Genomic DNA, 14,538 nt, shown 5'->3' with positions numbered 1-14,538 from the left:
TCACTTCAGACGAAGAGTACCTGTTTGTCCGACGCACGGTTCAGGAACCCGGCGACACCCAGCGTGTCGTCGAAGACGTCGACGTAATCGTCGAGATCCGTGTCCATGATGTCCATGACCATCTCGCAGGCGTAGACCTCAAGCGGGCCGATCCCTTTGGCCCGCTCCAGTTGCTCGAAGAACAGCGGCACCTCGTCGCCGCCGGACTGCAACATCGCCTCGCCCGCGGGTCCGGCGACCTGGAAGTCGCCGCTCTCGATGCGGTCTTTCTCGAAGGCCGAAAGGCCGTTCATCGTCACGAACACTTCGACGGGCGTGTCCGAGGAGGCCGCGATCGAGCTAATCATGCTGACTGCCTGTACACGCTCTAGTTCGCCGGATGCGAGCACAACTGCGTAGCCTGTCATCGATCTCTCACACCCGTATCTATGGCTCGGCCGTTTATAGTATTTCGCAATGTTTCCAAGATAGTGGGAATAATGTGTACTGGTGCTGTGTGTCGCGTTACAGTGTACCACTATTCGGTCGGGGACGCGGGCGTTTTTTGAGTCGGCCGGTCGTCGGTCCGGTAATGACCGTCCGCGAGGTGGCGCTTAGGGCCTACAGGGAAGGGCTTCCGGCTCTCTCTGCCAGCCTCGTCGGTGGCCTGCTCGCCGGCGTCGTCCTCGGCGGGATGCGGGCCGAACTCACCGCGATCGATGGCTTGCTCGTGCTCGTGCCGGCGTTGCTCGCCACGCGAGGCAACGTCTATGGCTCGCTCGGGGCGCGGATTGCGACTGCACTCCACCAGGGTCTGCTCGAACCTCGTGTGAGTGAGGCCGACGACCGACTGCTCAAAGCGGTCGCCGCGGCGATCGCCAACGGCCTGCTCGCCAGCGTCTTCGCGGCGGTCGTGGCGACGGCGGCACTCGTCTGGCTCGGCCGCCCGGGCGCCGGCCTCCCGGTACTAGTCGCTGTCGCGTTCATCTCGGGCATTCTCTCGGGCATTGCCCTGGCCACCACGGTCGTGCTGGTCGTCTTCGCCGGCTTCCGTCGCGGCTACAACCCGGACACGCTGGTCGGGCCGCTGGTCACGACTGCCGGCGACGTCTTCGGGATGGCCGCGCTGTTGCTCGCTGCCAGACTCGTCATCTGGGGGGTGGGATGATGGCCCGGACCGACTGGACGATGCGGGCGATCACGCGAGCGATGTTGCCAGTCTTGCTCGTGTTGACCACGATCGAGATCGGGAGCGGCCTCGTCCTGGAAAGTTTCGAGTCACAGCTGCTGACCCATCCCTCGTTGCTGATCCTCGTGCCAGTGACGATCGGCACGGCCGGGAACCTCGGGTCGATTCTCGCGGCCCGGTTCTCGACGGCGTTTCATCTCGGGACTCTCTCGTTTTCCCCGACGGACGATCGCCTGCTCGGGAACGTACTCGCGACGGTCGCACTCGCGCTGACGGTCTTTCCCGTGATCGGCGTCGGTGCCTGGGGACTGGGTGTCCTCACTGGCGGCCCCGACCTCGCTATTGCAACCGTTCTCGCGGTTGCGGTGACCAGCGGGGCGGTTCTGTCAGTGCTCGCCGTCGTCGTGACGATCGTCGCGACGTACGTCGCCTATCGACTGGAATTGGATCCCGATGACGTCGTGATTCCTGTTGTCACCAACGTCTGTGACGTGCTTGGTGTCGTGGTACTGTTCGTCGTCGTGCAGGTCGTCGTGTGAACGGTCACACTAGCGCCCGGACGGTCGCCCAGAAATCCGGCACGTCTTCGCCGTGTTCGACACGGACGGGCGTGAACCCGGCTGCTCTGGCCCCCTCGATGTCGGCGTCACTGTCTCCGACCATGACGTACTCGTCGGCGTCGATCGCATCGCGCGCTCGATCGAAGATCGCCTGGTCGGGTTTGTGTGCGCCGACCTCGTAGGAGACGATCACGCTCTCGAAGTACTGGTCCAGGTCGTGGTGGGCGAGTTTCGCTCGCTGGAACTCGCCGACACCATCCGTCAGGACGCCGAGTGGGGTGTCCTCGCCCAGCGCCGCGAGACTCTCACGGGCCGCATCGCTCACTCGCGAGTGCGTCCACTCTGCCTCCCGGAGGGCCGCGACCAACTCGTCGGGATCGGCGTCGACGGCAGCGCGCTCGCAGACGGCGACCATCCCCTGCCGGTATGGCCGGGGTTCGAGTGCCTCGAAGTGGGTGTCGAAAGTGTCCAAGAACGTCTCGGCGGCGGCCGCCGGGTCCTCGACGTGGCCGGCCAAGACGTCTGCCACCAGCGAGCCATAGCCTTGCTCGAAGGTCAACAACGTCCCGTCGAGATCGAAGTAGATCGCTGTCGTCATCGTACGTGTTCGGTGTGCTCAGGTGTCCGGGTCGATCGGTCGGCCGTCCTGCGTCCGTGGCGCGATGTGGTCGATGAACGATTCGACGTCGGGTTCTTCGACGCGGACGCTGACGTGAATCTCCCCGAGTTCGTCCGGTTCTCCCACCGAGAACGTCACGACGCCTTCGAAGGCCGCCTGTTTCTTCAGCGTGAAACTGAAGCGATCTCCCTGGCGGTTGTCGAAGAACACGCCCCTGGCGGTATCGAGAATCTCTCGGCGGTGCAGCAGCTCAGAGAAGTGTTCGAGCTCGTGGGCCTCGGCTTGCAGTTCGCCCGGTCGCTGCTGGACGGTCGCCGACGGGAAGACGTTCGTGATCGCGTCGGCAACTCGGTCGGTCACCTCGGTGTCGTAGACGGGGGCGGTGATCTGGACGTCGACGCGGTAGGCTTCGCTCATCGGTTCACCCCCTCGACGCGTTCGTCGCCGTCGAGTGCGGTCGGGCCGTCGACCAACAGCGTTTCGACGCGCTCCTGGAAGGCCCCGAGACTGTCGACGTTCTCGATGGTCAGGTCGGCAATCTCCATCGCTTTGCCCATGCCGAAGCCGAGTTCGCGCTGGTCGCGGTCGTCGAGGCGCTCGCCGCCGTCGTCGGCGCTGGCGTCTCGCCCCCGGAGATCGAGTCGCTCGGCGCGTGTCTCGAAGGGCGCTTCGACGCTGACCAGCAGGAAGTCCTCCCCGAAAGCATCCCGAAAGCGTTCGACTTCGACGTCCGAGCGGATCCCGTCGACGACGACGGACTCGCTTCCTTCGAGTCCGTCCTCGATGTGCGGGAGTGAGGCTTCGGCGATCGCGGCCGGGCCGTTCTCCTCACGAAGCGCTTTCGCTACCTCGCCGTGGTCGGTCGCCGGATCGAGTCCGCGATCGCGACAGGCCTGCCGGATCACATCGCCCATCGTGACCACCGGCACGTCTAGATCGCTGGCCACCGCGGCGGCCTCGCTTTTGCCGCTGCCGGGCAACCCCACGAGTCCGATAACAGTCATTGGCGAATCTTTGGCTGACTCCGGGTATAAGGACTGTGACTCCCGATCCGACGACGTTTCGGCCCTCTCTCCGGGCGGCCGTGTTTCGACGGCTCCGCGGTCGCTGGAATACTAATCGGACGATTGGCCAGTAATACGGAAAACAGTCCGCGATAATTTTGGTAATTGCGTACTTGCGCACTCCGCACTCAGTTTGTGGTCTGGTACCACGACAACTGTGGTATGTTACCAAATAGTAATAAACAATTATTATGGTATGGCCCGATGGGAGGGATATGGCGACAAGCCAGCAACCCACGACGGGGTATCACACCTGCAGCTGTGGTGAGTCCTTCGAGTCGACGGAGGCACTCATCGAACACGCACAGGACGCACACGGACTCAGTGTATACTGAGTGGGTACTGGCACGGCGGCTTTTGTGTGTCGACCGATCAGCCACCACAGGCTAGTCGCTCTCGACGGCGATCGAGGTGTCCACAAGACGTTTCATGGTCGTGGTCGAACAGCGAGCGATGCCCGAGTTGACCCGCCGCCGCGCCCTCCTCGCGGCCGCGTCGGGAGCCGCCACCATCGCCGGCTGTAGCGGTTCCGGAAACGATCGCGTGACGATCGACGATCGCTCAAGTGGCGAGCCGATCGACGACTACGAGGTCGTCGCTGCCAGAAACGACGACGGTGCCGTGTTGTTTACCGAAGGGCAGATACCGACAGCCACGGACAGCGATCGATCGAACCGATACGCCCGCCGCGATCACTCGATTATCGTCTCCAGTGAGGGCCTCGACGCGATCACGTTCGGTGACGCCCCCGAGGCCGATCGCCTCCGGACGTTCGCGACGGAGACCGACTTCGAGCGGTCCTCGCTGTACATGCTGTCACACTCGGTCGACGCTTGCCACGAGATTCGCTTGCGGTCTGTAACCGTCCAGTGGGAGGGTACAGACGATATTCATCCACACGCACAGTTCTGCCAGACCACCCGGCCGGCTGACGTCGAGTGCAGTACGGAGACGATGCACACACGTGGATTCGTCATCCGGCTCCCCGTTGTGGCCGACCACTCCTCCGGCAGTGGCAGCGGCATGTCTTACGAGTGTGGCTCGGCCCCCGACCCGTCTGGCGAGTACTTCGAGGGCAACGTGACGCCTGCAAGCGGCGGTGACGACGCGTGAGATCGCGCCGTACATTCCTCGCCGGGCTGGGGACGGTCGGCATCGCTGGGCTGGCTGGCTGTTCGGGACTGCCGTTCCTTGGCCAAAACCAGCGGGATCGCCCCGACTTCGATGTTCCGACTGACGCGATCCCACCGATCGAGTGGCCGGCGTCGCCGTTCCCGGTCGCCGTCCCGGACGCACTTGCTGACACTCATCGTGAGCGTGCGAACGCGTTGCTCGATGGCGTCCCGGTCGACCCTTCGGTCCCGAATCACGCCGTCGCGACGAAAATTCAGTCCCGTCGAGAACGCGTCGCAGCGCAACTCGACAGAGTGGCGGACGAACCGGTGGCTCTCGACCGACTCTCGTGGTGGCGGCGATGGCGCGGTTCGGCAGCCGACGTCGCCGGTGCCTACCGGGCGGCAACCGGCCAGAACGATGGCGCGACACTTTCGGATCGACGACGAACTGTCCGGGACCGGCTCGGATCTTTCGAATCCGACCACGAGTATCGGGCCGAGACGGTCCGGGAGGCGGTTCTCGTCCATGCGCCGCTCGAACGGCTGATCTCGCGTACTCGTCGCCGAGCCGGCCCCGATCCCGGCTATCCTGACGATCCGCTTGCCGACCCGTTCCGGGCCGGTGATGCGATCAAGCAAGTTGAGGTCGCCGCCGCGACGCTCAACGATGCCCGTCGACTCAAAGACACATATCTGACCGATCGCTCCGCTGTCACTACACAGTGGAGTGCGCTCATCGATGCGACCGACCGGCTTCGATTCGCCGTCAGCGAAACTATCGAGCCAGTACGTAGATTCCTCGATGCCGGGCCCGACGCGTTCGATCACAACCTGGACCTGACGCCCGCACACGAACTGTTCACCACCGCCGCAAGCCAGGCCCGCGCCGCCGAGAACGCGTTCCACGAACGGCGCGACGAAGGCTCTCATGCGACCGCCGTCATCGAGGCCGGCGAGACTCTCGCCGCCGTAGAGGCACTCAGAACGGCGATCGAGGGGATTCAGGACGGCGGCTACCAGGACGAGGTGACGCGAGAGTCCATCGAGCAGACGGCCCGCCGAGCCAACGATGCCATCGACGCGATCCGAACGGCCGAGGCCGACGGACTCGCGGTGCGAATCGCCAGGCCGGCACTGTCGTGGTACGAAAGTATCTCCGCTTGGATCGAAGAGGGGCACGCCGGACCACTCCGCCAGCAGGGTGCACTCGCTTGGACCGAACTCTACGCCCGTGCCGTTCTCCCCGCCGCCGAGTTCGTCAACGAGCGACTGGCCAAGCGGATCTAACGCGGCCCGGCAATTGCGGCGAGCGACGGCTGGAACTGTCGCTCGGTGTCTGGCCGCAAAAATTTCCCTCTTAGTTATTCGCGGATCACTACGTTCTCACGGCTCGTTTCACTCACCGTTCGAGCAACCGAGGGCTCGCTTTGGTCGCCCTCGCCCTCACCGCTCGTGCATACCGAGGCCTCACTTCGTTCGGCGGGTCACTGCGTTCCCCGCCTCACCACGAGGCGGGGTTCACTCAGTTCACTCCGCCTCGCCCTGCTTCGCGGTTCCTTTCAGTCACCGCTCGTGCATACCGAGGCCTCACTTCGTTCGGCGGGTCACTGCGTTCCCCGCCTCACCACGAGGCGGGGTTCACTCAGTTCACTCCGCCTCGCCCTGCTTCGCGGTTCCTTTCAGTCACCGCTCGTGCATACCGAGGCCTCACTTCGTTCGGCGGGTCACTGCGTTCCCCGCCTCACCACGAGGCGGGGTTCACTCAGTTCACTCCGCCTCGCCCTGCTTCGCGGTTCCTTTCAGTCACCGCTCGTGCATACCGAGGCCTCACTTCGTTCGGCCTCGCGTCACTCGGCCTCGCCTTGTTTCACGGCTCCCTATCGGTCGCCGTTCCACATCGAAGCGGACTCCTGCGCTTCGCTTAGTCGTCCGCTTCGCCTTTCTCTATCGGGGCACCAACCAAATTACCCCATTCGGTCCAGGACCCGTCGTAGTTGATGGCGTCCTCATAGCCCAGCAGCTCGTGCAGGGCGAACCAGGCGACCGAGGAGCGCTCGCCGATTCGGCAGTAGGCGACGGTCGTGGAGTCGCCGTCGATACCGTACTCGCCGTACAGCTCCTGCAGTTCGTCGAAGTCCTTGAACGTCCCGTCGTCGTTCGTTACCGCGGCCCAGGAGATGTTCTGGGCGCCCGGGATGTGACCGCCGCGCTGGGCAGTCTCCTGGAGGCCTGGCGGCGCGAGAATATCGCCGGTGAACTCTTCGGGGCTGCGCACGTCGACGAGCGGAACGCCGCGCTCGATCGCATTCTCGACGTCTTCGCGGTAGGCACGGATGGATTCCCGCGGGCCACTGGCCTCGTACTCGACAGCCGAGAAGTCGGGGGCCTCACTCGTGGTCGGATAGTCGTTCTCGACCCAGTACTCGCGGCCGCCGTCGAGTAGCTTCACGTCGTCGTGGCCGTAGTATTTGAACTGCCAGTAGGTGTAGGCGGCAAACCAGTTGGAGTTGTCCCCATAGAGGACGACCGTCGAGTCCTCGCTGATGCCGTGACTGCCCAGCAGGTCTTCGAAGTCCGCTTTCGTGAGGATGTCGCGGGTGGTCTGATCCTGCAGTTGGGTCTCCCAGTTGAACCCGATCGCGCCGGGAGCGTGGGCCTCCTCGTAGGCCTCGGTGTCGACGTCTACTTCCACGAGTCGATGCTCGGGATCGTCGCTCTCGAATGCGTCCAGGTTGTTCTCGACCCACTCGGCCGAGACCAGGACGTCGTTTGCGTACTCAGTCATTGTACACACATCCGTAACACCCCCACTCATAAAGCCGCTGACGTATCGGCAGGTACGGCCACTCGTTGCCCCTAGGGGCAGGTCTTGCCGTCTGGCGGCCGCCAGTCAGGGGGGCGGCGACCACGACCGCCTGCCGACTCAGCCCTGTCGGTCTGACTGGGTGTCCGCCACGCCCGAACCTGCAAGTACTGTCGCTATCTCGGAGATCTGGCAGCCAGCGGTGACGCCCACACGTTCAAACCTCGGGATGGCCAAGTCTTGCCGATGACAGATATCGTCTCTGCGTCCTGGCTGGCCGACCGACGGGATGCCGTCACGATCGTCGACGTCCGGGACGCCTGGGAGTACGAGGGTATCGGACACCTCCCGGGAGCCGTCTCGATCCCCTTCGAGACGTTCCGCGCGACAGACGGCGACGAGGGTATGCTGCCCGGCGAGGACGTCTTTGCTGACCTGCTCTCGAATGCAGGCATCGCGCCTGGCGACGACATCATTGCCTACGACGACACCCATGGCGTCTTCGCGGCGCGATTTCTCGTGACTGCGGAACTGTACGGCCACGATCCGGCCCACCTCCACCTCCTCGACGGGGACTTCAGCGCCTGGCAGCGGGCACGACCGACGACCGACGATGTGCCAGATGTCCCGGCGACCGACTACACGATCGACCGGCCCTCCGAGACACCGCTGGTCGATCGAGAGGCCGTCGCGGCGGCGATCGACACCGAGGCAGCTATCGTCGACACGCGGGAACGCCAGGAGTACGAGGACGGCCACATCCCGGGGGCCGTCCAACTCGACTGGCGTGATTTCGTCGACGACGATACCCGGGGCATCAAGTCACGCGAGGTCATCGAGTCGCTTCTCGCAGCCAACGGCATCTCCCCCGACACGCGGGTCGTCCTCTACTGTAACACCGCCCGCCGGATCAGCCACACCTACGTCGTTCTCCGCCACCTTGGCTATCGGAATCTCGCGTTCTACGAGGGGAGCCTCACCGAGTGGGAAGCCGCGGGTGAACCGATCGAGACCGTCGACTAAACCGATCCTTTCAGCCTCGGCAGCCGTGCTTAGGCCCCGTCTTCGGCGCGTTGTTCACTAGCCAGTAGTTCGACCGATTCGGCGAACAGCGCGATCACGACCGGTCCGGCGATAATTCCGATCGCCCCCATCGTGAGAATACCACCCGTAAACCCGATGAAATAGAGGCTCCCAGGGAGATCAGCAGCGATTGCCGAGAGGCGTGGGCGAACGATGAGGTCCGGCAGGCCCGCAATGAACACCATGCCGACCGCGCCGACCAGCAGTCCCTGTGCGATGTTCTCGGCGAGGACTTCGACGACGACGAGCACACCGATCAGGACGCTTGGCCCGATGATCGGGACGAATTGCAAGACACCGCTCAGGACAGCCAGCGTGAGAGTCGCGTCGTAGCCGAGCAAGAAGAACACGGGGAGGGCAATGAGAAAGGTCCCGACCCCTGTTGCCCCCTGGAGGATGTACAGCCCGTAGAGGGTATCTCGTAGCCGCTCGTGTAGCGCTTCGAAGATACCGTGATAGGCTGGCGGGACCGTCTGGTAGACGGCCTTGGCCGGCAGTGTCGGCTTCAGTAGTAACGCGTACACCAGCAGGACGAACAGGAAGAACTTCAACGCGAGTACGGGCGTGGCACTCGCCGCATCGAGTGCCATCGTCGTCGCCGTCTCCTGTACGGCGTCGATGATCGACGTCAGCGTGAACGTATGGGTCATCTCCAGGACGGTGATCGAAACCTCCTGTGGGAGGTCCCCGACGAGCCCGAAAAACGTAGATCTGCGGACGTATACGGCATATCCCAGGGGCGTGAGCACGCCCAATGCCACGACGAAGGCCACCACCGTGCTGAGTCCTGCAGCGACGCGTGGCCGGAGACCTCTGGCGGCGAGTCGGCGACGGACCGGGTACAGAACGTACGCGACCGTAATAGCGAAAAAGACTGTCCCGAAGACACTCCACAACGTGATCATCGCGAGCGAACCCAACGCGAGGAACAACCCAGTCAGCGCGAGAACGCGGCGAGACGGCGACATGGCCTCCCTTCTCGCGGAACCCGTTTAATGCTTTTTCCGTCTCGACGCCCGCTTTGGAGTCGCAAATCGTTCAAAAAAAGTCTTCGATACTTGGTTTTGATTTTCGAACACCTTCGAAATTGAGGTTTTGACAGCCAACATTGTGTTTCGCACTCGATGGATCTCGAATCACGACCAGTCCATCACATTCTAATATATATGTTTTCATGGAGTGAGAATACGGTACATTCCTTTACAGGACGTACCGGTAATTCTCTCCTATATGGCAACGCTAGAACGCGTCAAGCAATCGTTACGGTCGGAGGAGTCCGAAGCCGGGACCGATTCGGACATCATTCCGGCCGACGCCGGGGTCGAAGACGTCTGTGACGAGGAAATCGAGACGGTCGAGGAGATTCTCACTGACGTCCGCCCGGAGAAACGCGGTGTCATTCCGGCACTCCAGGGCGTCCAAGACGAGTACGGCTACTTACCGAAGTTCGCGTTCGAACTGATCGCTCATCACTGCGAGAAGTCCCTCGCCGACATTTACAGCACGGCCTCCTTTTACTCGCAGTTCCACCTCGAGCCACGGGGCGACTACAGCGTCAGAGTGTGTACTGGTACGGCCTGTCACGTGGCAGGGGCCGACGAGGTATCGGAGGAACTGCAGGACGAACTCGACGTGGGTCTGGACGAGGTTACCGACGACGGGAAGTTCACGATCGAGCACGTCCGGTGTGTCGGTGCGTGTGGGCTCGCGCCGGTCGTCACCGTCGACGACGACGTTCACGGGCCGATCGAACCCGAGGATGCCGAGACGATCATCGATGAATACGAGGAGGGAGGTGACTAAGCATGGCTGAAGTCCTTCAGCGACCGACCGACATCGATACCGTCGACGGACAGATCCGCGTCGTCGTCTGCCAGGGGACTGGGTGTATGTCCTCGGGCTCCGACGAAGTGTACGAGGCGCTCCGTGAGCAGATCAGTGCTCTCGAAGGGGCCGAGAACGTCGCCCTCTCCTGGAGCGAGGGCGACATCGACCACGACGAACTCGGTGTCGAGCCGAAAAAGAGTGGGTGTCACGGCTTCTGTGAACTCGGCCCACTCGTCCGGATCGACCCGATGAACGTCCTCTACACGCAGGTCGATACCGACGACGTCGAGGATATCGTCGAGAAGACGATCCAGGACGGCGAGGTCATCGAGGACCTCTGTTTCGAGGACGAGACCGGCCAGCGGCAGTCCCGGACTGACGACATCCCCTTCTACGCCGAACAGCGCCGTCTCGCGCTGGGTAACTGTGGCCGCATCGATCCCGAGAGCGTCCAAGAGTACGAGGAAACTGGTGGCTACGAGGCCATGCAGACTGTCCTCTCCGAGTTGGATCCCGAAGACGTCTACGGGGAGGTCCAGGATGCGGGTCTCAGAGGCCGTGGTGGTGGCGGATTCCCGGCCGGCAACAAGTGGATGTTCGCCCATCAGGAGGACGCGAGTGAGAAGTACGTCATCGCCAACTGTGACGAGGGCGACCCTGGGGCGTTCATGGACCGCTGTCTGGTCGAGGGCGACCCCCACCGCGTCATCGAGGGCATGGTCATCGCCGGGTACGCCACGGGTGCCAACGAGGGGATCATCTATCTCCGTGCGGAGTACCCGCTCGCTGTCAACCGGATCCAACAGGCTATCGAGGACGCCTACGAGGCGGGGTACCTCGGCAAGAATATCATGGGGACCGGCTTCGACTTCGACTTCGAGGTCGAGAAGGGGGCCGGCGCGTTCGTCTGTGGTGAGGAGACGGCCCTGATGGCCTCCATCGAGGGTGGGGCCGGCCGGCCGTCCCCGCGTCCGCCCTATCCGGCCCAGTCCGGTCTCGAGGACAAGCCGACGACGATCAACAACGTCGAGACGCTGGCGAACGTCCCGCTGATCATCAACAACGGGGCCGAGTGGTTCAAACAGTACGGTAGTGAGGACAGTCCCGGAACCAAGACCTTCGCGGTCTCCGGGGACTGTTCGGCGACGGGCCTGATGGAGATTCCGATGGGGCTGACCCTCCAGGAGATCATCGACGTCGCCGGCGGTATCGAGGGCGACAAGGAGTTCAAGGCGGTCCAGATCGGCGGTCCCTCTGGGGGATGTCTCGCCGAGAAACACCTCGACATGCCGGTCACCTTCGACTCCCTTCAGGAGGAAGGCGCGATGCTTGGCTCGGGTGGGCTGGTCGTCATGGACGACGAGACCTGTATGGTCGACGTCGCACGGTTCTTCCTCGATTTCACCCAGGACGAGTCCTGTGGGAAGTGTCCGCCCTGTCGGATCGGGACCCACAAGATGTTGCGTATCCTCGAGCGCATCACCAACGGCGAAGGTGAACCTGGCGACATCGAGCGCCTCGAGGAACTCGGCGAGACGATCGCCGAGGGGTCTCTCTGTGGGCTGGGACAGACGGCACCCAACCCGGTGTTGAGTACGCTCGAACACTTCCGCGATGAGTACGAGGCCCACATCTACGACGACGAGTGTCCCGCTGGGGAGTGTGAGATCGGCGGTGGTGATCACGCGGGCACGTACAAGATCGCTGCCCAGGATTGTGTCGGCTGTGGACAGTGTGTCGACGTCTGTCCGGTCGACGCCATCTCCGGAGAAACCGGCGAGGCACACACGATCGACCCCGAGACCTGTATCGGCTGTGGACAGTGCGTCGAGGCGTGTCCGACCGACGCCATCGACATGAGGACGTGATAGCATGAGCAAGGCAACTCAGGGGGAGGCCGAATCCGGCGTCACCCTCGAAATCGACGGCCAGGAGGTACAGGCACGCGACGGACAGACGATTCTGGATGCAGCCAGGGAAGCCGGCATCGACATCCCCACGCTGTGTGAACACGCGAACCTTTCGAACGTCGGGGCGTGTCGGATGTGTCTCGTCGAGGTCGACGGCGAGCGCACCGAGACCGCCTGCACGACGGCTGCCCAGGACGGCATGGAGATCTCCGTCGAGACTGACGAACTCTGGGATCATCGGCGGACGATGCTCGAGATGATGTTCGCCGACCAGAACCACTACTGCATGTACTGCGAGATGGAGGGCGACTGCGAACTCGAGGACATGTTCAACCGGGCCGGTCTCGATAGCAGTCGCGTTCCGCTGGAGTACGCCGATATCGAGCCGGACGCTTCGAACGACTACATTACGATGGATCTCGACCGCTGTATCAGCTGCGGTCGCTGCGTCCGGACGTGCGACGAGATCGTCGGCAACGGGACGCTGAACTTCGGGAACCGCGGTCGAGAGACGACGATCGTCGCCGACGACGACGTTTCCCTCGGGGAGTCGTCCTGTGTCTCCTGTGGGTCCTGTGTGCAAGCGTGTCCGACCGGTGCGCTGTACAGTCCGCTGTCGGCTTATAAGGGTCGTGAGCGCAACTGCGAGGTCGAGACGACCACCTGTAGTGAGTGTTCGCTCGGCTGTGAGCTCGAAGTCTACACCAACTCCGGGCGGATCGTCAAGATCGAAGGCAACGAGGACGGCCCCGCCGGCGGCCAGCTATGTGAGATGGGCCGATTCGAACTGCTCGCCGACGGCCGCGAGCGGCTCGCAGAGCCACAGATCGACGGCGAGACGGTCGCCCTCGAAGAGGCGATCGATCGCGTCAGCGAGACCTTAGCCGAGGCAAACGCGGTCAACGCCTTTGCCTCCGACCGCCTGCCATCCGAGACGCTTGCTGCCCTCTCGGAGGCACTTTCGGCCTACGATGCCAATCTGGAAGTGCCCGGAGCCGACCGTGCCAAGCGTGAAGCCGACGTCCTCGAAGCCCTCGAAGCGGAACTCGACATCGAGACGGACGATCTATTCGTCGAGTCGCTGCACGGCATCGAGGACAGTGACACGTTGGTCGTCTACGATACGGGCATCGTCGACAGTCATCCGGTTGCTGCCTCTTACGTCCGCCGGGCGGCAAACGACGGGACGACGGTGGTCACGATCGACGACGGCGAGGATCGTCTCGAACGGTTTGCCGATCACTCGATCGAACTTACGGCCCCGGCTGCGACGGTCACCGAGCAAGTCTCCGACGTCTTCGAGGAGGGGACCGAGGCACTCGCCGATGCGACCGTCGAGGATGCCGTCGATGTCTCGCTGCAGTTGTCCGGGGACGCGACGTTCGTCCTCGGTCCCGCGGTCGAGGACACCGAGACGATGGTCGATATCTTCGGTCTCGCGGCGACCAGCGACAACAAAGTTCTCAGCCTCGGGGCGGGAGCCAACAGCGCGGTTGCGGACGTCGAGACCGACGATCTCGACGAGCGCGCCGACGTGGCGTACCTGTGTTCGGCTGACGACCGCGGCGATGACCTCGATCGGGCGATCAAACTCGCCCGTGAGGCCGACACCGTGATCGCCCAGGCGACTCGCGCGTCGGCCCTGACGGAGCTCGCCGACATCGTGATTCCGGCCCTGGACTGGTTCGAGCGCGACGGGACAATCGTCGACGTCGACGGCGAGGACCGCGCGATCGAACGCGTCCTCGACCCCCGTGGAGAGATCGATTCGGACCGTGAGTTGCTCGCGGACCTACAGGAGGTGGCCGCATGAGCGCCCAAGCTGAACCCGACACGCAGGACGACCGGACCACCGTCGCGACGGTGTGTCTGGGCGGCTGTTCGGGCTGTCACATGGAATTCCTGAACGTCGATCACGGCCTGATCGACCTCGTCGAAGAGGTCGATATCGTTGCCAGCCACATGATCGTCGACGAGAAGGGCGTCCCCGAAGCCGACGTCGGTATCGCCGAGGGCGTCGTCACCAACGAGGAGAACGTCGAAGTCGCCGAGGAACTCCGGGAGAACTGCGATACTGTCGTGGCCTGGGGCGACTGTGCCGCGTTGCGCGGGATTATGAGCCTGCGCAACTACCAGGATCGCGATGAAATGCTAGAAGCGACCTTCGAGGAGGAGGCCGACGACGAGAGCGAGGTGCCCTTCGGTGACGACGAGGGCGTCCCGCAATTGCTCGAAGACGCCCGGCCGCTGGACGAGTACATCGACGTCGACGTCTACGTACCTGGGTGTCCGCCCGACGCCGAGGTCATGAAAGAGAGCCTCGAAGCGCTGGCTCGTGGGGAGACCCCCGAGATCGAAGGCGACAAACTGCAGTACGACTAAGGAGGAT

15 protein-coding genes are annotated in these 14,538 nt (G+C 63.4%); 9 read left to right on the top strand and 6 right to left on the bottom strand.

All coding sequences use genetic code 11. The features are described from left to right. Positions 1 to 5: 5 nt before the first annotated feature. Complete coding sequence (locus FR699_RS09095) at positions 6 to 407, bottom strand: hypothetical protein (RefSeq protein ID WP_158855211.1); 402 nt, start codon at positions 405 to 407, stop codon at positions 6 to 8. A 164-nt stretch (positions 408 to 571) separates the two neighbouring features. Here FR699_RS09095 and FR699_RS09090 point away from each other — a divergent pair, with 164 nt between their 5' ends. Together FR699_RS09090 and FR699_RS09085 are read left to right on the top strand one after the other, a co-directional pair. Next, positions 572 to 1,147, top strand: a complete 576-nt coding sequence (locus FR699_RS09090) for a magnesium transporter (RefSeq protein ID WP_158855210.1) — start codon at positions 572 to 574, stop codon at positions 1,145 to 1,147. Continuing rightward, positions 1,147 to 1,707: a magnesium transporter gene (locus FR699_RS09085; protein ID WP_154553087.1), complete on the top strand. Its 561-nt coding sequence runs from the start codon at positions 1,147 to 1,149 to the stop codon at positions 1,705 to 1,707. The genes FR699_RS09090 and FR699_RS09085 overlap by 1 nt, the downstream gene beginning before the upstream one ends. A 4-nt stretch (positions 1,708 to 1,711) precedes the next feature. On the opposite strand, the gene FR699_RS09080 is transcribed toward FR699_RS09085, so the two are convergent. Genes FR699_RS09080 through FR699_RS09070 form a run of 3 tightly spaced genes read right to left on the bottom strand, consistent with a single transcriptional unit; the run spans position 1,712 to position 3,351 of the window. Continuing rightward, positions 1,712 to 2,326, bottom strand: coding sequence for an HAD family hydrolase (locus FR699_RS09080; protein ID WP_158855209.1), 615 nt, complete (start codon positions 2,324 to 2,326; stop codon positions 1,712 to 1,714). A gap of 18 nt (positions 2,327 to 2,344) precedes the next feature. Next, positions 2,345 to 2,764: an RNA-binding domain-containing protein gene (locus tag FR699_RS09075; RefSeq protein WP_154553089.1), complete on the bottom strand. Its 420-nt coding sequence runs from the start codon at positions 2,762 to 2,764 to the stop codon at positions 2,345 to 2,347. Further along, positions 2,761 to 3,351 carry an AAA family ATPase gene (locus FR699_RS09070; protein ID WP_154553090.1) on the bottom strand — a complete coding sequence of 197 codons (591 nt, stop codon included), beginning with the start codon at positions 3,349 to 3,351 and terminating at the stop codon, positions 2,761 to 2,763. Before FR699_RS09070 ends, FR699_RS09075 begins: the two co-directional genes overlap by 4 nt. A gap of 513 nt (positions 3,352 to 3,864) precedes the next feature. Here FR699_RS09070 and FR699_RS09065 point away from each other — a divergent pair. Next, entirely contained in the window at positions 3,865 to 4,524 is a 660-nt protein-coding gene (locus tag FR699_RS09065) for a hypothetical protein (RefSeq protein ID WP_158855208.1), read from the top strand. Continuing rightward, complete coding sequence (locus FR699_RS09060) at positions 4,521 to 5,813, top strand: hypothetical protein (protein ID WP_158855207.1); 1,293 nt, start codon at positions 4,521 to 4,523, stop codon at positions 5,811 to 5,813. Before FR699_RS09065 ends, FR699_RS09060 begins: the two co-directional genes overlap by 4 nt. A gap of 634 nt (positions 5,814 to 6,447) precedes the next feature. Here FR699_RS09060 and FR699_RS09055 read toward each other — a convergent pair. After that, on the bottom strand, positions 6,448 to 7,311 hold the full coding sequence (locus FR699_RS09055) for a sulfurtransferase (protein WP_154553093.1): 864 nt from the start codon (positions 7,309 to 7,311) through the stop codon (positions 6,448 to 6,450). Positions 7,312 to 7,575: 264 nt separating this feature from the next. Here FR699_RS09055 and FR699_RS09050 point away from each other — a divergent pair, with 264 nt between their 5' ends. Then, complete coding sequence (locus tag FR699_RS09050) at positions 7,576 to 8,352, top strand: sulfurtransferase (RefSeq protein WP_154553094.1); 777 nt, start codon at positions 7,576 to 7,578, stop codon at positions 8,350 to 8,352. A 29-nt stretch (positions 8,353 to 8,381) separates the two neighbouring features. On the opposite strand, the gene FR699_RS09045 is transcribed toward FR699_RS09050, so the two are convergent. Further along, on the bottom strand, positions 8,382 to 9,380 hold the full coding sequence (locus FR699_RS09045; protein ID WP_158855206.1) for an AI-2E family transporter: 999 nt from the start codon (positions 9,378 to 9,380) through the stop codon (positions 8,382 to 8,384). A 262-nt stretch (positions 9,381 to 9,642) separates the two neighbouring features. On the opposite strand from FR699_RS09045, the gene FR699_RS09040 reads away from it, so the two are divergent. The 4 genes from FR699_RS09040 to FR699_RS09025 are packed head-to-tail and all read left to right on the top strand — an operon-like array spanning position 9,643 to position 14,531. Beyond that, complete coding sequence (locus tag FR699_RS09040) at positions 9,643 to 10,215, top strand: NAD(P)H-dependent oxidoreductase subunit E (RefSeq protein WP_158855205.1); 573 nt, start codon at positions 9,643 to 9,645, stop codon at positions 10,213 to 10,215. A gap of 2 nt (positions 10,216 to 10,217) precedes the next feature. Continuing rightward, positions 10,218 to 12,107: an NADH-ubiquinone oxidoreductase-F iron-sulfur binding region domain-containing protein gene (locus FR699_RS09035; RefSeq protein WP_158855204.1), complete on the top strand. Its 1,890-nt coding sequence runs from the start codon at positions 10,218 to 10,220 to the stop codon at positions 12,105 to 12,107. Between the two features lie 4 nt (positions 12,108 to 12,111). Beyond that, on the top strand, positions 12,112 to 13,962 hold the full coding sequence (locus FR699_RS09030) for a 2Fe-2S iron-sulfur cluster-binding protein (RefSeq protein ID WP_158855203.1): 1,851 nt from the start codon (positions 12,112 to 12,114) through the stop codon (positions 13,960 to 13,962). After that, the gene (locus tag FR699_RS09025) at positions 13,959 to 14,531 is read left to right on the top strand and encodes an NADH:ubiquinone oxidoreductase (RefSeq protein WP_154553099.1); all 573 of its coding nucleotides are present in this window, start codon (positions 13,959 to 13,961) and stop codon (positions 14,529 to 14,531) included. Before FR699_RS09030 ends, FR699_RS09025 begins: the two co-directional genes overlap by 4 nt. The last annotated feature ends 7 nt before the right edge of the window (positions 14,532 to 14,538 follow it).

It is taken from the genome of Halorhabdus sp. CUG00001, assembly GCF_009797925.1.
In the GTDB taxonomy this organism is placed as follows: domain Archaea; phylum Halobacteriota; class Halobacteria; order Halobacteriales; family Haloarculaceae; genus Halorhabdus.
This window is presented reverse-complemented; position numbering and strand designations above follow the sequence as displayed.